At 43.2% G+C, this 19,332-nt stretch carries 17 protein-coding genes; 8 read left to right on the plus strand and 9 right to left on the minus strand.

Translation table 11 applies throughout. The annotated features are described in order from the left end of the window. Positions 1–145: 145 nt before the first annotated feature. Positions 146–916, plus strand: a complete 771-nt coding sequence (locus AC075L_RS07265; protein WP_022380576.1) for a LamB/YcsF family protein — start codon at positions 146–148, stop codon at positions 914–916. Between the two features lie 106 nt (positions 917–1,022). Here the strand turns inward: AC075L_RS07265 and AC075L_RS07270 are convergent, their stop codons facing one another. Then, entirely contained in the window at positions 1,023–1,649 is a 627-nt protein-coding gene (locus tag AC075L_RS07270; RefSeq protein WP_008707544.1) for a cytidylate kinase-like family protein, read from the minus strand. Positions 1,650–1,800: 151 nt separating this feature from the next. Here AC075L_RS07270 and AC075L_RS07275 point away from each other — a divergent pair, with 151 nt between their 5' ends. Further along, positions 1,801–2,802, plus strand: coding sequence for a TAXI family TRAP transporter solute-binding subunit (locus AC075L_RS07275; protein WP_022380577.1), 1,002 nt, complete (start codon positions 1,801–1,803; stop codon positions 2,800–2,802). A 5-nt stretch (positions 2,803–2,807) separates the two neighbouring features. Then, positions 2,808–4,775, plus strand: coding sequence for a TRAP transporter permease (locus AC075L_RS07280; RefSeq protein ID WP_022380578.1), 1,968 nt, complete (start codon positions 2,808–2,810; stop codon positions 4,773–4,775). Between the two features lie 60 nt (positions 4,776–4,835). Here AC075L_RS07280 and rfbD read toward each other — a convergent pair whose 3' ends face one another. The 4 genes from rfbD to AC075L_RS07300 all read right to left on the minus strand — a co-directional run bounded on the left by rfbD (position 4,836) and on the right by AC075L_RS07300 (position 9,283). After that, positions 4,836–5,777, minus strand: coding sequence for a dTDP-4-dehydrorhamnose reductase (gene rfbD / locus AC075L_RS07285; protein WP_022380579.1), 942 nt, complete (start codon positions 5,775–5,777; stop codon positions 4,836–4,838). A 3-nt stretch (positions 5,778–5,780) separates the two neighbouring features. Next, positions 5,781–6,809: a dTDP-glucose 4,6-dehydratase gene (rfbB, locus tag AC075L_RS07290; RefSeq protein WP_022380580.1), complete on the minus strand. Its 1,029-nt coding sequence runs from the start codon at positions 6,807–6,809 to the stop codon at positions 5,781–5,783. 176 nt (positions 6,810–6,985) lie between these two features. Beyond that, positions 6,986–7,882, minus strand: coding sequence for a glucose-1-phosphate thymidylyltransferase RfbA (gene rfbA / locus AC075L_RS07295; RefSeq protein ID WP_022380581.1), 897 nt, complete (start codon positions 7,880–7,882; stop codon positions 6,986–6,988). 219 nt (positions 7,883–8,101) lie between these two features. Next, complete coding sequence (locus AC075L_RS07300; protein WP_022380582.1) at positions 8,102–9,283, minus strand: MerR family transcriptional regulator; 1,182 nt, start codon at positions 9,281–9,283, stop codon at positions 8,102–8,104. 510 nt (positions 9,284–9,793) lie between these two features. Between AC075L_RS07300 and AC075L_RS07305 the strand changes: the two genes are divergently transcribed. From AC075L_RS07305 to AC075L_RS07320, 4 genes are all read left to right on the plus strand, one after another. Continuing rightward, positions 9,794–10,549 (plus strand): DUF3825 domain-containing protein, encoded by a 756-nt coding sequence (locus AC075L_RS07305; protein WP_020993689.1) that lies wholly within the window; start codon positions 9,794–9,796, stop codon positions 10,547–10,549. 149 nt (positions 10,550–10,698) lie between these two features. Beyond that, entirely contained in the window at positions 10,699–11,721 is a 1,023-nt protein-coding gene (locus AC075L_RS07310) for an acyltransferase (protein WP_022379886.1), read from the plus strand. 231 nt (positions 11,722–11,952) lie between these two features. Next, entirely contained in the window at positions 11,953–12,693 is a 741-nt protein-coding gene (locus tag AC075L_RS07315) for a hypothetical protein (RefSeq protein ID WP_022379887.1), read from the plus strand. Between the two features lie 150 nt (positions 12,694–12,843). Then, complete coding sequence (locus AC075L_RS07320) at positions 12,844–14,181, plus strand: MATE family efflux transporter (RefSeq protein ID WP_055058283.1); 1,338 nt, start codon at positions 12,844–12,846, stop codon at positions 14,179–14,181. Between the two features lie 23 nt (positions 14,182–14,204). On the opposite strand, the gene AC075L_RS07325 is transcribed toward AC075L_RS07320, so the two are convergent. Continuing rightward, positions 14,205–14,843 (minus strand): hypothetical protein, encoded by a 639-nt coding sequence (locus AC075L_RS07325; protein ID WP_476387456.1) that lies wholly within the window; start codon positions 14,841–14,843, stop codon positions 14,205–14,207. A 235-nt stretch (positions 14,844–15,078) separates the two neighbouring features. Further along, positions 15,079–15,906, minus strand: a complete 828-nt coding sequence (locus tag AC075L_RS07330) for a hypothetical protein (protein WP_476387457.1) — start codon at positions 15,904–15,906, stop codon at positions 15,079–15,081. Between the two features lie 459 nt (positions 15,907–16,365). Between AC075L_RS07330 and AC075L_RS07335 the strand changes: the two genes are divergently transcribed. Next, positions 16,366–17,601, plus strand: a complete 1,236-nt coding sequence (locus tag AC075L_RS07335; RefSeq protein ID WP_118593007.1) for an O-acetylhomoserine aminocarboxypropyltransferase/cysteine synthase family protein — start codon at positions 16,366–16,368, stop codon at positions 17,599–17,601. 245 nt (positions 17,602–17,846) lie between these two features. Here the strand turns inward: AC075L_RS07335 and AC075L_RS07340 are convergent, their stop codons facing one another. Together AC075L_RS07340 and AC075L_RS07345 are read right to left on the minus strand one after the other, a co-directional pair. Beyond that, positions 17,847–18,638 carry an ABC transporter permease gene (locus tag AC075L_RS07340; RefSeq protein ID WP_334303978.1) on the minus strand — a complete coding sequence of 264 codons (792 nt, stop codon included), beginning with the start codon at positions 18,636–18,638 and terminating at the stop codon, positions 17,847–17,849. Next, on the minus strand, positions 18,631–19,332 hold a 702-nt coding region (locus tag AC075L_RS07345; RefSeq protein ID WP_476387458.1), incomplete at its 5' end, for an ABC transporter ATP-binding protein. The genes AC075L_RS07345 and AC075L_RS07340, both read right to left, overlap by 8 nt.

Below are 19,332 nucleotides of genomic sequence, written 5' to 3' on the forward strand. Positions count from 1 at the left end.
TCTGCGACGGAAAGGCAGATACGGGATTTATTGAGAATGTACTGAAAATTAAGGGATAAGATTGTAGGTAAGGATCCTGTATACGGATTGAGGGAGTGATTTTTCAAACACGCTCTGGGAAATAAATAGAAAAGAGGTAAGGTAAATGTATACAGTAGATTTAAACAGTGATCTGGGAGAAAGTTTTGGAAACTATAAAATCGGTAATGATGATAAGGTCATTCCGCTAATCTCCTCTGCAAATGTAGCCTGCGGTTATCATGCTTCAGATCCGATAGTTATGGGAAATACGCTGGCAATGGCAAAGGAAGCGGGAATTCGTATAGGAGCACATCCGGGTTTTCCTGATCTGATGGGCTTCGGAAGAAGAAATTTGAGTGTTTCCCCTGCAGAGGCAAAAGCATATGTGCTTTATCAGCTGGGTGCACTGGATGCATTCTGCAGAGTAACCGGTGTAAAAATGCAGCATGTAAAGCCTCATGGAGCCTTATATAATATGGCTGCAGAGGACTATGCCCTTTCTACTGCGATCTGTGAGGCAATCAAAGAATTTGACAGCAGTCTGATCGTACTTGCTCTTTCCGGCGGACAGCTGGCAAAGGCTGCTCAGGATATGGGCCTGCGTACAGCTATGGAGGTTTTTGCAGACCGCGCCTATGAAGAAGATGGTACTCTGGTAAACAGACGTAAAGAAGGTGCTGTGATCACTGATGAAAATGAGGCTATTGTCAGGGTGATCCGTATGGTCAAAGAGAAAAAGATTACTGCAATTACAGGAAAAGATATTGATATTCAGGCAGATTCTGTCTGCGTTCATGGAGACGGAGCCAAGGCTCTGGCGTTTGTGGAAAAAATCAGAGAGGCTTTTGCAAAAGAAGGAATCCAGATCCGTTCTCTGGATGAGTTTGTAAAATAAAAGAAATTTAGAAACAACTATTAAAAGGACTGAAGTAAAGAGGCTGTGGCACAGATTTTCTGACTGCCACAGCCTTGTTGCTGTTTTACAGCTTGCAGCGGTCCTTCTACTGATGCTTCAGATTCAACCCCTGCTGTTTTGCAAGTGAAGTGATAATCTCAATACAGTTATCGTATCCAAGGGTTCCGGTATCCAGACACAGGTCATAATCGTGATAAGTGCCAAGCTCATGTTTTGTATAGGTTTTGAAATAGGTTTCACGCAGGTTGTCCATTTTGGTGAGATATTTCCTGGGATCTTCCTTTCCGTTTAAGCCTAATTTCTGAATATGTTCTGTGCGGAGATTCACATCTGCATGAAGGAAAATATCCAGACTGGGAATACCGGCATTTCGCAGGATAAGATTGGAACAGCGGCCGATAATAATACAATCCTGTTCTGCTGCGAACTGAAGGATCAGCTCTTTCTGAGCCTGGTAAATAGCATCATGGGAACTGAAATAACCTGCAGAGTTATTCAGAATGTTGTCCAGAAGTCTGGCGCTGCGGCTCAGATTTTCACCCTCACGATCAATATCCTCCTGGGAATATCCGCTTCTGGCAGCAGCCTGTTTTGCAAAATCCCGATCGTAATATGGGATACCAAGCCTTTCTGAAACTACTCTTGCAATACTGTGTCCCCCGGCACCAAACTCCCGGCTGATTGTGATGACAGGGTATTTTCTTTCGGACATAATAGATACCTCCATTGGGTTGTTATTTATTTTGTTATCCACGTTTTTCCTTTATTGTAACGTTTTTTGTAAGATTATTCAATAAAGATTATCATTTTTTGAAAAAATATGTTATAATTCAAAGTATTATGTACCTGAAGGAGATGGATTTATGAGAAACAAAGAGCTTTTCAGAGGCAGGAGAAAAGCTGGCAGGATTGTTGGCCTTGTTTTGACTCTTGCACTTGCAGTCAGCCTTCTGAGCGGCTGCGGACAAAGTAAAGAACGTCTGACGTTCGGTACCGGCGGTACGGCGGGAACGTATTATTCCTACGGTGGTGTACTGGCCCAGTATATTACCAATAATACAAATGTAAAGGTTACAGCAGTTTCTACAGGTGGTTCCAAAGCGAACCTGCAGTCAGTACAGGACGGAGATTTCCAGCTTGGATTTGTCCAGTCAGATGTAATGGCCTATGCATGGGAGGGCGTAAGAGCATTTGAACAGGACGGTGCAACCCATGATTTCAGGACTCTGGGCGGCCTGTATGCAGAGACTGTCCAGCTGTTTACCATGGACCCTGACATTAAGACAGTGGAAGATCTGAAGGGCAAGAGCGTATCTATCGGTGCGGCAAACTCCGGTGTATATTTCAATGCTCTGGATGTTTTAAATGCAGGCGGCATTACCCTGGATGATATCCATCCCCAGTATCTGTCTTTTGAGGACAGCAAGGAATCTTTGAAGGATGGAAAAATTGATGCTGCGTTTATTGTTGCAGGTGCACCTACAACAGCTATCACAGAGCTTGCAACTACCAATGGTGTCTATATGATCAATATTGATGGCGCGATCAGGGATTCGATCCTGAGTGACTGTCCATATTATACATCCTACCAGATTCCGGCAGGAACCTATCCGGGACAGGATGAGCCTGTAGAAACCATCACAGTCAAGGCGACGATCGTAGTATCCGAATCTCTGGATGAGGATACAGTTTATGATATGACTGCGGCAATTTTTGACCATGCAGACGATATTTCTGCTGAGAATGCCAAGGGGGCGGAACTTTCTCTGGAAAACGCTACTTCCGGTATGACCATTCCTTTCCATAAGGGTGCGGCACGTTATTATGCAGAGCATGGAATTACAGTGGATACGAAAGGGGAATAGTCAGGATGAAAGACAATAAGATAAAAAAAGCAAACACATCCCCGGAAGGGCAGGCTGGTTCTGAGAACATGAGCACAGCAGATGTAGATGCAGTAATGAAGAAATATGACCGCGAATCCAATATTCGTGTGTGGACCGGCAAATATAAGTTGGCTGTACGCGGCCTGCTGGTTGCCTTTTCTCTGTGGTGTATCTATGTTACCTTATTTGCAACCTTCCTGGAGGAAATCCGACTGACTTCTTTTCTGGGGCTCATCATTCTTATCGGATTTCTTACCTATCCGGCGAAAAAAGGAGATATCAGAGAAAACTACATGCCGATTGGCGATATTATTTTTATGATCGCAGGCACAGGTGCTTTTCTGTATTTTACTTTTTCTGCAAATCAGATCATCAATCAGGGTACCAGATTTGCCCCTTATCAGATTGTGATCGGTATTATCGGTATTGCTGCACTGATCGAGCTTACCAGACGATGCGTGGGCCTGCCGATCCTGTTTGTGGCAGGTTTTTTCCTGATCTATGCACTGGCTGTAGGGCTTACCAATCCGGCATTTTTGGGAAGAGTGAAATTCCTGGTGCGGAATCTTTTCTACACAAAAGAGGGTATTTTCTCCACACCTGTAAATGTATGCTCTAAATATATTGTGGTATTTATTATTTTCGGTGCGTTTCTGGAGAGAACAGGAATCTCCAACTTCTTTATTCAGCTGGCTAACTGCATTGCAGGAAAATATGCAGGTGGACCGGCAAAGGTAGCGGTTATCAGTTCTGCACTCTGCGGAATGGTATCCGGTTCCTCTGTAGGTAACACAGTAACAACCGGTTCTGTTACAATCCCGATGATGAAGGACACAGGCTACAAACCGGAATTTGCCGGAGCAGTAGAAGCTGCTTCTTCCACAGGTGGACAGATCATGCCTCCGATCATGGGAGCTGCCGCATTCCTTATGGCAGATTTTGTGGGTGTACCGTACTCCAACATTATTGTCAGGGCGATTCTGCCGGCATTGTTGTACTTTACAGGAATCTTTATTTCTGTACATCTGGAAGCAAAGAAATTAGGACTTTCCGGAATTCCGAAGGAAAAACTTCCGGTATTTAAGCTTCTGATCCGTAAAATCTATCTGTTATTACCACTGGTCATGCTGGTAATCTGGGTATCCGGAAACTATATGACCATGCAGAAGGCTGCCAGCTATGCAATCGTTCTTTCTGTTATCGTAAGTCTTTTTGACAAAGAAAACAGAATCAGTGTTACCAAATGTATTGATGCACTGGAAGCAGGAGGAAGAGGTGTTATCTCCGTAGCAGTAGCCTGCGGTGTTGCAGGCATCATTTCCGGTTCCATCACCATGACAGGACTTGCCAATGACCTGATCAACGGAATCATCAGTGTTGCAAACGGAAAACTGATCATTGCACTGCTTCTGACTATGCTGTGCTGTATCGTACTTGGTATGGGTGTACCTACCACTGCCAATTACTGTATCATGGCAGCAACCTGTGCTCCGATCCTGGTACGTATGGGAGTACCTACACTGGCAGCTCATTTCTTTGTATTTTACTTTGGTATTGTTGCAGATATCACACCGCCGGTAGCGCTGGCTGCCTACGCAGGTTCAGCCATAGCGAAGGCCAATCCGATGAAGACTGCATTTACAGCCTCCAAGCTGGCTATCGCAGTATTTATCGTACCTTATGTATTCTGCTTCAATCCGGCAATGCTGCTGATCGATACCACACCGCTTAAGGTTGTTCAGATCTTTATCACCTCACTGATCGGTGTGTTTGGATTGTCCTCCTCACTGGAAGGCTTCCTGTCAGTGAAAATGTCTGTACCGGTTCGTGTCTTAATGGCAGCAGGCGGACTGATGCTGATCGATCCGTCACTGATGACTGATGTTGTGGGAATACTTCTGATCGTGGGATGCTGCGTATGGCAGACAGCGCAGAAGAAGAAAACTGCATAGAGAAGAATAAAAAAACCGGCAAAACACCTGTCATTTGGGTGTCCTGCCGGATTTTTTTATTTAGAAATCCAGTTCTTTCAGATACCGTCCAAGTGCATCCTGCCAGGTGGGGAGTGGTGTGAAACCATTGGCTGTCAGTTTGCTCTTATCCAGGCGGCTGTTAAACGGTCTGGCTGCTTTGGAAGCGCCATACTCTGCAGTTGTGACGGAGTTGACTGTCATGTTTTCCGGGAGATATTCCGGGTGTCCCATGGCAGCGGCCTGACGGAAGATTTCTTTTGTGAAATCATACCAGCTGATATATCCGCCCTCATTGGTTGCATGATAATAACCGTATTTTTCAGTTTCGATCATATCTACCAGAAGTCTTGCCAGGTCATAGGTATAAGTAGGTGTACCGATCTGGTCATTGACTACGGAGAGAGTATCATGAGTTTTTCCGAGGTTGATCATGGTTTTAATAAAGTTCTTGCCGTTTTTTCCGAATACCCATGCAATACGGACGATAAAGAACTTATCAACTGTGCCGGATACGGCAAGTTCACCGTCCAGCTTTGTCTGTCCATAGACGTTTAATGGTTTATAATCCTTGCAGTCAGGTTCCCATGGGGTGGTTCCCTGACCATCGAATACATAGTCAGTGGACAGATACAACATCTTGATGTCAAGCTCTTTGCAGACATCGGCAATATTCTGAGTTCCGGTTACATTTACCAGACGGACCTTCGGCTGATTTTCTTCATCCTCGGCAGCATCTACAGCTGTCCATGCAGCACAGTGGATCACAGCGTCAACATTTGCTTCTTTGATGACTTTTTCTACAGAAGTCTTGTCAGTGATATCCATCTGCACATAAGGCATTGTGGTAACTGCAGTGCCGTCTGCGATTCCGCTGTAGGAAGGAGCAATGTCGCTTCCCACACCTTCATAGCCGCGTCTCGCAAGTTCGTTCATAACATCATGTCCAAGCTGACCGCCTACACCTGTTACAAAAATTCTCATAAATTATGCCTCCCCACGGTGTGCGTACATTTTTTCATAATAGTTCTGATATTCTCCGGAGATGATAGTTTCCCACCATTCCTTGTTATCCAGATACCATTTGATTGTTTTCTTGATACCGTCTGCGAATTTTGTTTCCGGTAACCAGCCAAGTTCGTTGTGAATCTTAGTCGGGTCGATTGCATAACGCATGTCATGACCTTTACGGTCTGCTACGTAGGTGATCAGGCTTTCTGGTTTGCCAAGTTCTTTGCAGATGATCTTAACGATATCAATGTTTGTCATTTCATTGTGTCCGCCGACGTTGTAAACTTCTCCAACACGTCCCTTGTGGATGATCAGGTCGATTGCGCGGCAATGATCTTCTACATAGAGCCAGTCACGAACGTTTTCGCCTGTTCCGTATACCGGAAGTGGTTTGTTATTTAATGCATTGGCGATCATTAACGGAATCAGTTTTTCCGGGAAGTGATATGGTCCGTAGTTATTGGAGCAGCGGCTGATGGTTACAGGCAGTCCGTAGGTTCTGTGGTAAGCCAGCACCAGAAGGTCTGCAGAAGCCTTGGAAGAACTGTAAGGGCTGCTTGTGTGGATCGGAGTTTCCTCTGTGAAGAACAGGTCAGGTCTGTCTAATGGAAGATCTCCGTAAACTTCATCAGTAGATACCTGATGATAACGTTTGATACCGTATTTGCGGCATGCATCCATGAGAACAGCAGTACCGATAATATTTGTGGTAAGGAAAACTTCTGGGTTTTCGATGGAGCGGTCAACGTGACTTTCTGCAGCGAAGTTTACAACCATATCAGGGTGTTCTTCCTCAAAAAGTTTGTAAACTGCTTCGCGGTCGGTGATGCTTTCTTTTACGAAACGGAAATTTGGGTTGTCCATGACAGGTGCAAGAGTGGAAAGGTTTCCTGCATAGGTCAGACAGTCCAGACAGATGATGCGGTAATCCGGGTATTTTTTTAACATGTGAAAAATAAAGTTGCTTCCGATAAATCCGGCACCGCCGGTTACGATAATGTTCATAGTGATTCTCCTTAAAAAATATATAATATGAATATCTGTAAGATTCTGTTATAGAGTCAGGCAGATAAAATTATCCGCCTTGCTGCATGGCGGGTGATATATTAAATAACTGTTTGAAAATTTGATATATCACTCACTTGACTGCGAATTCGCTTGTACAGGTCTAAAAGCTTCGGTTAGTGCAATACATCCAGATATTTACCGTCCAGAACGTCTTTTAAGTACTGACCATACTGATTTTTCTTCAGTATTTCATAAACCTTCAGCACATCTTCCTTTGTAATCCAGCCATTGAGATATGCAATCTCTTCCAGGCAACCTATTTTGCGGTGCTGGTGGCTTTCCATTGTTTTTACAAAGTTGGTGGCTTCCACAAGGCTCTCGTGTGTACCTGTATCCAGCCATGTGAATCCCTGTCCGAGAAGTTCTACGTTTAATTCGCCCTTTTCCAGATAGATGCGGTTCAGATCTGTGATCTCAAGTTCGCCTCTGGCACTTGGTTTCAGATTTTTTGCATACTCTACGACGCGATTGTCATAGAAGTATAAACCTGTGACACAGTAGTTGCTCTTCGGGTGCTCCGGTTTCTCTTCAATTGAGATAGCCTTGCCTTCATGGTCAAATTCTACAATACCGAATCTCTCCGGATCATCTACATAGTATCCGAAAACAGTTGCACCCTCGCCGGATTCTGCGTTCTTTACAGCAGCTTTCAGTCTTTTCTTCAGTCCATGTCCTGCGAAGATATTATCGCCGAGAACCATGGCAACAGTATCATCACCGATAAATTCTTCGCCGATGATAAATGCCTGAGCAAGTCCGTCCGGACTTGGCTGTACTGCATAGGTGAGATGGACACCGAACTGATGTCCGTCACCAAGAAGTTCTTCAAAACGAGGAGTATCCTGCGGAGTAGAGATGATCAGGATATCGCGGATTCCTGCGTTCATCAGTACAGACATGGGATAGTAGATCATTGGTTTATCATAGATTGGCAGAAGCTGTTTGGATGTTACCATTGTAAGCGGATAAAGGCGTGTGCCGGAACCGCCTGCTAAAATAATACCTTTCATGTGTATTCTCCTTTGTTATTTGGCAGTATGCGGTCGGAGCGATATTCTGTCAGTTATCTTTGTAAATGATAAGCAAAATATCAGGCGACTGCGGTACTAATCAACGGGTTTCTGGATTATCAGTCTGAGTTACGATATCATCCTGACTCTGGTGATTGTATTATAAAAGGTGACCTTAGGTCACCTTCAAGTACTTTTTACAAAAAAGTTAAATTTTGGTTATTTTTCACAAAGAAAAATGCCGGCATCCTTGGTAATAAAGAACCCATCCTTTGTCTTTCGCGATACAAATCCACGGAAATCTTTGTATTTGTCCAGAAGATACTGATTCTGATTTCCATGGCAGGAGAGGATATAGGAAATCAGCGGTTCTGCATCGGGGACAAGAAGAGAGTCCTTATAGCTTTCCCAGAAAATACGGGAAAAATACGGTGCCAGGATATCTGCTCCGTTTTCTCTGCCAAAACGCTCATAGAGTTTGTCTGCGGAGAGAACGATCCGGTCGTCAAAATCCCGGACCAGTCTGCTGACTTCCTGCATGTGTTTTTTTCCATAGGTACTGCAGATCAGTTTTCCGCCCGGAGTGAGCACACGTTGAATTTCGCTGCATACAGCAGAGATATCTTCACAGTAAAAAAGCACATGGTTTGCAATGACCAGATCAAAGCTTCTGTCTTCATGAGGAATTCTTGCACAGTCAAATGCCTCGAAGGAAAAACGGCTGTCTTTGCGTCCGATAGCACGTCTGGCATCACGAAGCATTCCGGATGAAAGATCAGAAAGAGTAACGGAAACTTTACCGGGGAGGCTGGAAATATTCTGTGTCCACAGAACACCGTCGCCGCATCCAAGTTCAAGGATACGCATCCCCGGATGAATCTGACACTGCTCATAAACCCATGGAAACCATCCCTGTTTATTCTGGGAATAAAGGCTGTGCAGATTAATGCGTGAGGAAATGTTGGAGGCGTTCTGGTATTGATTTTTCATGCTTTTCTCCATGCCTGTCAGGTGGATCAGGTCAAGCATCTGATTCCAGTCTATGGAATGATGGGAGCGGATCGCATCTGTGGTATCCTGGATTGCCTTTTCCACCAGCTGCATTTGTTCGATACGGTCACGTACCAGCTTTAGCTGGATGTTCAGGGAATTTTCCATAAAATGATAGTCTGAGTCGTCAATGGTCATTTCCCGTATGTCATCCAGGGAGAAACCCAGATATTTCAGAAGCAGGATCTGGGAAAGTCTTGCAAAATCCTCATCTGTATAAAAACGTGCGCCGGATTCTGTTACATAGGAGGGTTTGAGGATATTCTGTTTGTCATAATAGCGGATAGTGCGGAGTGTTACATGTGCCATCCGTGCAAATTCTCCGGAAGAGTAGTAGCCGTCTTTTTTCATTGTAAAACCTTCTTTAAGAAAAATAGTCTTGCCCGCAAATGCGGATAGAAACAGTTGTTCAGCCTGCATTTGCGTATTGCTGATATGTGTAGAGTATAACACAGCTGACCGGCAGGCTACAAGCATCAGGTATTACCGGATGGATAATATACTGTCTGAATGTACCACTATCCCGCGAGGTGTTTTGGCATCAATATGCCAAAATCCCGAGACATACAAGCCAAAATTCCATTGCCGCAGGCAATCTGGAATGAATTTTGGCTAAGTTACTGTGAACGGAGTGAACAGTAACTTTTGAATTATAAGCCAGATGGTGATTTTTGACACTTTTTGGAGGATGCTAATCCTTGTCTTTTGACAGAAATTATGGTATGTTAAATAATAACAATCAAAACTGATTTTCATACAAATCATAATCTGGCAGTTCTGCCATATTTTTTCCAAAATACAATAAATATTAAGAGAGAACAGTAATGACAATATGAAAGGTGCAGGGACAGGAGGAGCCTGATGATTAATTTATTTGATTTTACTTATTGCGGAGACTATAATCGGCAGATTCAGAATCTTGCAAGGATGGTGCCGGAGAAATGGAGCTTTTCGGATACAGATGATAACGGAATTCTGAAAGGATACCTGGAACATACATTTAAACGCCTTTATGAAGAACAGAAGGTGTGGGAGAAAAAGAATTATGCCATATTTAATACAGGACTCTTTAATTACTATTATCAGCCGATTTATGCGTATTTTATTCCCAATCTGGTCCCGGACAGGCAGCCCTGGTTTCTGGATGGCTTTTATACAGAATACTATTTGTTAAAAGAAGGAATCACCTGTCTGCCGGAAAAGGCATGCTATGTGGAAAATCCGTCAGATCTTGTGTTTGATACAAAACTTCCGGTAATTCCACAGTACGAGCATATTTTCGGGGATGAGGAAAATGCTGCCCGTCTTCCAAAGGAAGTACGTGACAGCAGCATGAAAATGCAGCTGTTTGACGGCGCGTTGAAACAGACAAAAAGAATGCTTGAGGCAGATTACAGAACGGCAATTCCACAGTATTATAATCACTCAATTCAACTGCTGCTCCCAATCTGTCTCCGCCATCCGGGAAAACCCGACCTTGCACTGGCGTGTATGAAAACTTCGGACGGAAGCAAATATCTGGGGCGTACCTGCCTGACTCTCAGAATGGCCTATCATAATGCCAGGCTCCTTGCAAGGGTGGACCGAAGCTGGCTGATGACTTCTGTATCTGCCTGAGGTTTGACATGTGTGGTTCGCTTTGATATATTATAGCAGCGAAGCGGATGATTTTATCTGTCTGACTGAAATGATGTCAGGTTAGATATTTTTACGGATTATTCTGCTGCTATAGATGAAACAACAGAAAAAGGTGGGTGAGAAATCAAATGCGAAATAAAAGTCTGGATGCTGTAAAGGCCATTGCTGCGTGCCTGGTGGTATGCATCCATGTAAGCTTTCCGGGACAGGCCGGGCAGCTTGTAAAAGTACTGGCAAGATGTGCGGTGCCGTTTTTCTTTATGGTATCCGGGTATTTCTGTTATTATCAAAATTGCAATGCCTCAAAAAGAATATTGTCTAAAATCCTGCATATCATGAAGCTTTTTGCAGTTTCAGTTGTGTTTTATTTTATCTGGGAATGTTTTATGAAAGCCTGGAATGGGGAGAGAGTATGGACATGGATAAAAGGGCTTGTGAGTACAGAGCATCTGAAGGAATTTTTCGTGTACAACAGTACTTCTCCGGTAAGAGCACATTTATGGTTTCTTCCTGCATTAATTTACTGTTATCTGCTTGCTCTCCTGATTGAAAAATGGAGAATGCGTAAGGCTGCATATTGTATGGCACCTGTATTGCTGGCAATACTTTTATGGAGAGCGGAGTTTTGTGTCTTTTTTGACAGATTTTATCACACTATGGAATACAGAAACTTTCTGTTTACAGGAATGAGCTTTTTCCTTACAGGTCAGATGATCCATGAATATCAGGATAAGATAGTATGCAAACGTCTGGAGCAATGGATGCAATGGGGATTGAAAGCAGGGATGAGTTTCGGTGTGGCACTCAGCATGATGGAATATGCTTTCCGGGGAGCAGGAGAAATTTACACAGGAAATTGTGTTGCAGTGATCTGTCTGTTTCTGTGGCTTATTTTATATGGAAGGGAAATAAATTTTCCCTCTGTACTGGTGGAAACCGGAAGAAAATATGCTTTCCTGATCTATCTTATTCATCCGGCGATGTCAGACCTTCTGAAAAAATGTTCAGAAGGTCTGGGAGTCAGCGACTGTCAGATTTATTTTTGGCTGCGTCCGGTTTTGGTATATATGCTGACAGTGGTGACAGTTTCCGGCATATCTGCGGTCTCTGCGTATGCAAGGCAAAATATTTTGCAGAATAATCATGTATAGTCAGGGTATGAAAATCCGGAATGAATTTTGGCTGCGTTACTGAGAATGGAATGAACAGTAACATAGTAACGTTATCTTCAGGAACCGCGGGAATTATAACTGTTCACATAATGGAAAATGTGATATAGTAATCAGTAAATCTTATGAACGTAACCGTCCGGTGTTTCGCAGAATGGCGGACTGCTGAACAGTTACCGAAAACCATTATGCAGAAAATACAAAGGAGAGAGAATGGCAGATAAAAATCAGGACAAGAACCAGAGTAAGAACAGAGCAGAACAGGCAGAAGAGCACGATGAAAGTGTGCTGAATCCGGAGATTAAGAATGAATCGGATTTGTCAAAGAAGGAAAGACGTCTGATTGAGAAAGAAAAATTAAAGGGAATGGGGCCAAAGAAAAAGCTGGAATATATCTGGATGTATTATAAACCGGCTATTTTCGGAGTGATCGCAGTGATTGCTCTTATATTCGGAATAAAGGATTACTATGAACAGTCCAAAATAAAAACAGTTCTGTCCATGACAGTGGTAAATTCAATGGCAAATGATACGGAAACTCCTGAGCAGAAAATCAAAGAAACACTTGGGTACAAAGATGATCCCTATAGTAAAGTAGAGATAGGCGTGAATCTTACTACGGACTCTGAAATGGCAGAATTTGATTATAATGCACAGATAGCTTATATGGCACAGATCCAGGCAGGTTCCATTGATATTATGGTTATGCCGGAGAAGCTTTATCAGACTTTGAAGAAGAATGAGCCATTTGCAGATTTGAAGGAATTGATGGGTGAGGAAGCTTTTGAGAAGTCTGGAATGCAGACAGATACTACGCACATTTCCATTACTGACAGTGAGCTTGAACAGGAATTAGGTGTAATCTACGATCCTGTATGCATTGCAGTGCCGTATTCAGCACCGAATCAGGAAAACGCAGTAAAATGGATAAAAAGTCTTGACAGCAGGAGATAAATTATGATATGTTAATCACACCAAAACTGGTGTGGATTTTTCAGTCTTGTGACAAACATGAACTCTTTTCGCCGCACGATTATCATACAGCAATGTAGAGATAATTGTGTGGCGTTTTTTGTTGCAATGAAACAGAGAAAGGAAAAAAGAATGAACAATACTTTTATGAAGAAAAAACCGATTCTGCCGCTTCTGGCATCTATGGCAATGCCTATGGTACTGTCTATGCTGGTGAATTCACTGTACAACATTGTAGACAGCTTTTTTGTGGCAAAGATCAGTGAGCAGGCGATGACAGCTCTGTCTCTGGTATTTCCTGTACAGAACTTTATTAATGCAGTTGCCATTGGTTTCGGTGTGGGAATCAATGCACAGATTTCTTTTCAGCTGGGAGCAAAAAATATTAAAAATGCGAATATAGCAGCTACCCATGGTATGCTCTTTAATATTATCCATGGAATTATTTTTACAGTAATCTGTATTCCGTTTATGCCTGTATTTCTCAGTATGTTTACAAAAGAGCAGGAAGTGATCTCATCTGGTGTGCAGTATTCAACCATTGCATTTGCATTTTCCACAGTGATCATGATCAGCCTGTCCTTCGAAAAGATTTTTCAGGCTGTGGGCAGAATGAAACTGACAATGATCAGTCTGATGATCGGTTGTATTTCCAATATTATCCTGGATCCGCTGCTGATTTTCGGAGTGGGGATTTTTCCGGAAATGGGGATCAGAGGTGCAGCACTGGCAACTGGTCTTGGCCAGGTATTTACAGTTATTGTATATCTGATCGCATATAAGAAGTGTAGTATTCCGGTGGAGATCAGCAGGAAATATCTGGAACTTAACAGGAACCTGGACGGGAAGCTGTATATGGTAGGGATTCCCGCAATCCTGAATATTGCCCTGCCGTCAGTTCTGATCTCTTTCCTGAATCAGATATTATCGGCTTTTTCCGGAAGCTATGTAGTGGTTCTGGGAATCTATTATAAGCTTCAGACTTTTTTGTATCTGCCTGCAAGCGGCATTGTCCAGGGAATGCGCCCGTTGATAGGATATAATTACGGAGCAGGAGAAATAAAGAGGGTAAAGAAACTTTTTGGGATTTCTGTGCTTCTGAATGGTATGATCATGCTGGTAGGAACGATCATCTGCTTTACAGCATCAGAGACATTGATGGGAATGTTTACTGAGAACCCGGAAACTGTAAGACTTGGCACTGCAGCATTACAGATTATCAGTATCGGGTTTATCCCATCTGCCATCTCTGTTACAGCTTCCGGTGCATTAGAAGGACTGAGCAAAGGTGCTCAGTCCCTGGTGATTTCGTTATTAAGATATATTATAGTGATCATTCCGGCAGCTTATCTGCTGTGCTATTTTGCCGGGGCAGATGCTGTGTGGAATGCGTTCTGGATCTGTGAATTTATAACAGCAGTAGTAGTAGGTATCGGGATAAAGTATTACTGGAACCGTCTGCTGCAGTAGACGATAGTGATAAAGCTGCTAAGTCAGGCTGCGCCTGCTTCAGCAGACTCAGCATCAGACTCTGCTTCTGAGGCATTTTCATCAGTAACATCTTCGGCATCGGAATTGCTTCCGCCGCTGAGAACATAAGTGATGACTTCGTCCGGAACGCCTGCATTGGACAGATTATCCATAAGTGTAGTGAGGTCGAGTGTAGCTGCGTAGGCACTCATATCATCTTCATTGGTTACGTCATAAACATCTCCAAGAGCCGTAAGGTCCGGAATTTCAACAGATTCGCCTGCACCGGAAGTAACAGTGAAGCTTCCGAGAGTGCTTCCTGCACTTTCAACGGACAGTGCAACAGAACCAGAATCTTTTGCTGAATTTAAATCTAATACAAGTGCAAAGTTCTCGAGCATGGAAAGAGAAGAATCTGTATCTTCTGAAGAATCAGCAGGGAAGGTGATAGTATAGTTACCGTTTAAGTAACCTTCTTTTGCAGATTCGGTGTCGTAGTCCTTTACTTCGATAACAGCTGCGGCTGTATCATCCTGAGAAATTTTATAGGTTCCGTTTAATTTACCGCCATCAATCTGACCGGATCCGGACAGGGAGAGTGTGCCGGAATCATCTGTTTCAATGGAGAGAAGATAGCCAAAGTCTGAGCCGTCCCTGGTCATCTGCCAGTTCAGAACAGGAGTTATTTTATCACCTTCCTGAAACTCAATTTTACGTCCTGCAATTCTGCCGGTTTCATCAACCCAGATTCTGGTGTTGAGATGAGAATCATCGGAATCACCGGTATCTGCATCTTTCAGAAAATCAAGACCGTCTTCTACAGCTTTGGTAAAGCTTTCATGCAGGTCCTCATTACTTGAGAGTTTCTCTGTCCAGGTATCGAGGATGTTCTCAATATCACTGTCTGATTTTGCTTCTTCCAGGATTGCAGTTGCAGTTTTTCACAGCGTCTTCGGCTGAAATCTGGCCTTCATATACTGTACAGTCCTGACTGATATCACCTGCTGTCAGAGTTTCCTGACTGCTTTCGCCTTCTGTTACATTGTCAAAAAGCATAGATTCGTATTTATCCAGAAGTGTTTCTACTACAGAAGCTTCTGGAGCTGCTGCTGACAGATCAGACATCATGGAAACAGTCAGGCTGAGACTGTCAGAATAAGCGGAAGCGAAATTGTCTGTCGGAATATCTGCATCTGAATCATCAGGGGTTAATTCTTCAAGATCATTTTCAATATTGGCAGCCTGTTGGTCTGCGGCTTCTTCCAGATTGGTCTTGAAATATTTATCAGAGAGTTCAGGGATGCGCATATAAATATCCTGGCTGTCCGGATCAAGATAATATTCCAGAGTACAGATTTTATTATCATTAAGAAGGACCTTCATCAGAATACCTTCTTTTCCTTCTGTAAAAGAGATATCATTGGAAAGTGTGACATTGTCCAGCCAGGAGACATCAAATGGTGCGACAAACCCCAGCAATGAGCGTCCGGAATCTTCAAATTTCAGAATCATGTCACTCTGCATTCCTGACATCAGAGACTGGCTTTCTTCTATAGATGTAGCGTAAGAAGATGCCATTTCTGTGACCTTTTTTGCCCATGCATCTTTTTCAATGGAAGCGTAACTGTCTGCTGCAAATGCTGTAGATGGAATTGCAGCAGTACCAAGAAGTGCTGCAGTACAGATAGCGGTTGTTTTTCTTAACCATTTTTTCCTTGTTTTCATAAAGGGCCTCCTTCCGTTCTGTTATGAATCTTATGTAGTGGAATTACATTTCAGGACATTCATTTTCAGATATGTCGTTTGACTGAAATAATAATCTATAGCAGTCCTTGTAAATGATTTTTCAAATACGCTCTATATTAAGATGCATTATTTTAGAGGATTGCTATATATCAATTTTACCAGATAAAGATAGAAAAAGCTATGTTTTTTCGACAATATGGAAAAAGATGTTGATTTTAGACTAAATTATTTCTATAGAAAAATAACAAAATATAGACAAAAACTATATGTGTATATAAATAATTGATATAAGAAAATTTATTGACAGATTTATGTGAAAAATATATACTACTATTCATATCAAAACACTATGAAATTAGTAAAAACAGGGAAACGATATATCACAGAAAACATACCGTTAGTCCGGAGATTATTATATTTTACAAGGGGAATATGCTCATGGAATTTCAGACTAAATTATTACACGGAAAAGCAGTAGACAATTATGCGAATGGTTCAACAGTGCCGCCTATCAGCCTGGCAAATGCTTTTGCATATGAATCTTCAGAACAGTTGGAAAAAGTATTCCAGAATCGGGCACCGGGATTTGCATATACCAGGATTGCGAATCCGACAGTAGATGCGTTTGAGCGAAGAGTAAATGAATTAGAAGGCGGGATTGGAGGTGTAGCCTGTTCCTCCGGAATGTCAGCGGTTACATTATCATTACTTAATATCCTGCAGGCAGGGGATGAGGTAATCGCAGGAAGTGCATTGTTCGGAGGTACACTGGATCTGCTTCATGATCTGGAGGCATTCGGAATCAAAGTACATTTTATACCGAGGGTAGAGAAGGCGCTGATCGAGCCGTTTCTTACAGATAAGACCAGAGCAGTGTTTGGTGAAATAGTAGGAAATCCCGCACTGAATGTAATGGATGTCCGGGAAACAGCAGATTTTCTTCATGGAAAAGGAGTACCGCTGATTGTAGACAGCACAACTTCGACTCCGTATCTGCTTAATCCGATTCAGTATGGTGCGGATGTAGTGGTGCATTCTACTTCTAAATATATAAATGGAAGTGGAGATGCCATCAGTGGAATTATCATTGACAGCGGAAACTTTTCCTGGAGTCCGGAACGTTATCCGGGAATGAAGGAATATAAGAAATACGGAAAGTTTGCTTATCTTGTGAAACTGAGGAACGGAATCTGGCGAAACATGGGCGGCTGTCTGGCTCCGATGAACGCTTATCTGAATATTATCGGAATGGAGACACTTGGTCTTCGTATGGAGCGGGTCTGTAATAACGCTTTCCGGCTTGCCCAGGCACTGGAGAAGCTGGAAGGTGTATCTGTCAACTATCCGCTACTGAAGTCCAGTCCATATCATGAACTGGCAGAAAAACAGCTTAGTGGAAAGGGTGGAGCGATTCTGACTATCCGTGCAGGTTCCAAAGAACGGGCATATAAGCTGATCAATCATCTGAAATATGTAAAGATTGCAACCAATATCGGTGATGTGAGAACTCTGGTGATTCATCCGGCGTCTACGATTTATATTCACAGTACGCCGGAAGCAATGGCAGAGGCAGGAGTGTACGACGATACAATCCGTATCAGTGTGGGTATCGAAGATATAAAAGATCTGATACAGGATTTCACAGAGGCAGTGGAGAGCCTTGGAGAAGAATAATTCATGATATACACATTATCAGGCGCTTTGGTCGGAACATGATAGTAACCGGACAGAGGCGCTGGTTTAAAAACAGAATAACTGACAGACAGTCAGAAACAAAAGAAGCCCCGGAAGTTCAGGAGTGTCCAGTTAAGTGGAACTCGATGATCTTCCGGGCTTCTTTTTGCAGCAAAATTTTTTCAGATATTGAATCTGTTTCCGAAACCGTTTCGTTATAAAAAATAGCGGTTAAAAATTAACAACTATCTGCGTGCGCGTTTTTCAATCAGTCCGAGGAGTCCGTACAGGATAATAGCGATGATGCACAGAATGATAATGGACATCAGTACCCAGGTAAGCTTAAAGGTCTGGCTGGAATAGATGATCAGGTAGCCAAGCCCTTTTCTGGCACCGATAAATTCGCCTATGATAACACCAACCAGACACAGACCAATATTAACTTTCATAACACTGAGCAGTAACGGCACAGAAGACGGAAGAATAATCTTCATAAGCTTTTCTTTCTTCCCACCGCCCAGCGTCTCAATCAGCTTCAGTTTTTCCGAGTCAGCTTCGCCAAAACCTGTATACAGATTCAAAATCGAACCAAAGATAGCAACCGACATACCGCAGACAATAATCGTCCGTTCGTTGGCACCAAGCCATACAATAAGCAAAGGTGCCAGAGCAGATTTCGGAAGGCTGTTCAGTACTACGAGATAAGGCTCTGTGATCTTCGCAAGTCTGGGACAGGTCCACAGCAGAACTGCCATCCCTGCACCCAGAACAACAACGAACAGAAAACTGACCAGTGTTTCCGTAATTGTAACAGAGAGATGGGGAAAAATAGAGCCGTCTCTGCACATACTGCAGAAGCTGTGCCAGATCATTACCGGACTGCTGAAGATAAAAGAATCGATCAGCCCGGTCCTGGCGGAGATTTCCCACAACACCAGAAAGAAAAGAAGAATAAATATCCGCAAAAAAAGAACAAGTTTCTTTTCTCTTTTCTGATGTCGGATATACTGTTGCTGATGATATGAGATTTCAGACATCATGATTTAGCTCCTTCCAGATAAGATTGAAATAAGATTTAAATTCAGGCGCATTTCTGGAAGCCATAGGAGTACGGTTCTCCAGATCAAAACAAATTGGCACAATCTTACGAATAATGGCAGGCCTTGGAGAAAGAATGATAACCCGGTCTGCCATGCTGATCGCTTCTGAAATATCATGGGTGACAAGGATCGCAGTCTTTTTTTCCTGACGCAGGATTCTGCCGATATCATCACTTACGCTGAGTCTGGTTTGAGAGTCAAGTGCAGAGAACGGTTCATCCAGCAGAAGAAGTTCCGGCTTTAATGCCAGAGTACGGATCAGTGCAGCTCTCTGGCGCATTCCTCCGGACAATTCAGACGGATGAGCAGAGCGGGATTTGTCCAAACCGTAATCTGAGAGAAGCTGATTTACATAAGCAAGTTTTTCGGCAGTGAGTTCCCTGCGGATTTCCAGTCCGAGAAGAACATTTTTATAAATTGTCCGCCACTCCAGCAGATGATCCTTTTGCAGCATATATCCGATACGGCAGTCACCGGAAGTTACCGGCGTGCCGTCCAGAAGAATCTGTCCCTGTTCCGGCCGGAGCAGACCACAGATCAGATTCAGCAGCGTGGACTTTCCACAGCCTGACGGCCCGACGATGGCGAGAAATTCACCTGGCATCAGTTGAAAGGATATATGAGAAAGGGC

The sequence above is a fragment of the Blautia sp. ZXY-1-B12 genome (genome assembly GCF_056339915.1).

Coding starts and splice junctions, on each gene's coding strand:
- AC075L_RS07265 (WP_022380576.1), top strand. CDS start 146: ATGTATACAGTAGATTTAAACAGTGATCTGGGAGAAAGTTTTGGAAAC.
- AC075L_RS07270 (WP_008707544.1), bottom strand. CDS start 1,649: ATGTCCGAAAGAAAATACCCTGTCATCACAATCAGCCGGGAGTTTGGT.
- AC075L_RS07275 (WP_022380577.1), top strand. CDS start 1,801: ATGAGAAACAAAGAGCTTTTCAGAGGCAGGAGAAAAGCTGGCAGGATT.
- AC075L_RS07280 (WP_022380578.1), top strand. CDS start 2,808: ATGAAAGACAATAAGATAAAAAAAGCAAACACATCCCCGGAAGGGCAG.
- rfbD (WP_022380579.1), bottom strand. CDS start 5,777: ATGAGAATTTTTGTAACAGGTGTAGGCGGTCAGCTTGGACATGATGTT.
- rfbB (WP_022380580.1), bottom strand. CDS start 6,809: ATGAACATTATCGTAACCGGCGGTGCCGGATTTATCGGAAGCAACTTT.
- rfbA (WP_022380581.1), bottom strand. CDS start 7,882: ATGAAAGGTATTATTTTAGCAGGCGGTTCCGGCACACGCCTTTATCCG.
- AC075L_RS07300 (WP_022380582.1), bottom strand. CDS start 9,283: ATGAAAAAAGACGGCTACTACTCTTCCGGAGAATTTGCACGGATGGCA.
- AC075L_RS07305 (WP_020993689.1), top strand. CDS start 9,794: ATGATTAATTTATTTGATTTTACTTATTGCGGAGACTATAATCGGCAG.
- AC075L_RS07310 (WP_022379886.1), top strand. CDS start 10,699: ATGCGAAATAAAAGTCTGGATGCTGTAAAGGCCATTGCTGCGTGCCTG.
- AC075L_RS07315 (WP_022379887.1), top strand. CDS start 11,953: ATGGCAGATAAAAATCAGGACAAGAACCAGAGTAAGAACAGAGCAGAA.
- AC075L_RS07320 (WP_055058283.1), top strand. CDS start 12,844: ATGAACAATACTTTTATGAAGAAAAAACCGATTCTGCCGCTTCTGGCA.
- AC075L_RS07325 (WP_476387456.1), bottom strand. CDS start 14,843: ATGACCAGGGACGGCTCAGACTTTGGCTATCTTCTCTCCATTGAAACA.
- AC075L_RS07330 (WP_476387457.1), bottom strand. CDS start 15,906: ATGAAAACAAGGAAAAAATGGTTAAGAAAAACAACCGCTATCTGTACT.
- AC075L_RS07335 (WP_118593007.1), top strand. CDS start 16,366: ATGGAATTTCAGACTAAATTATTACACGGAAAAGCAGTAGACAATTAT.
- AC075L_RS07340 (WP_334303978.1), bottom strand. CDS start 18,638: ATGTCTGAAATCTCATATCATCAGCAACAGTATATCCGACATCAGAAA.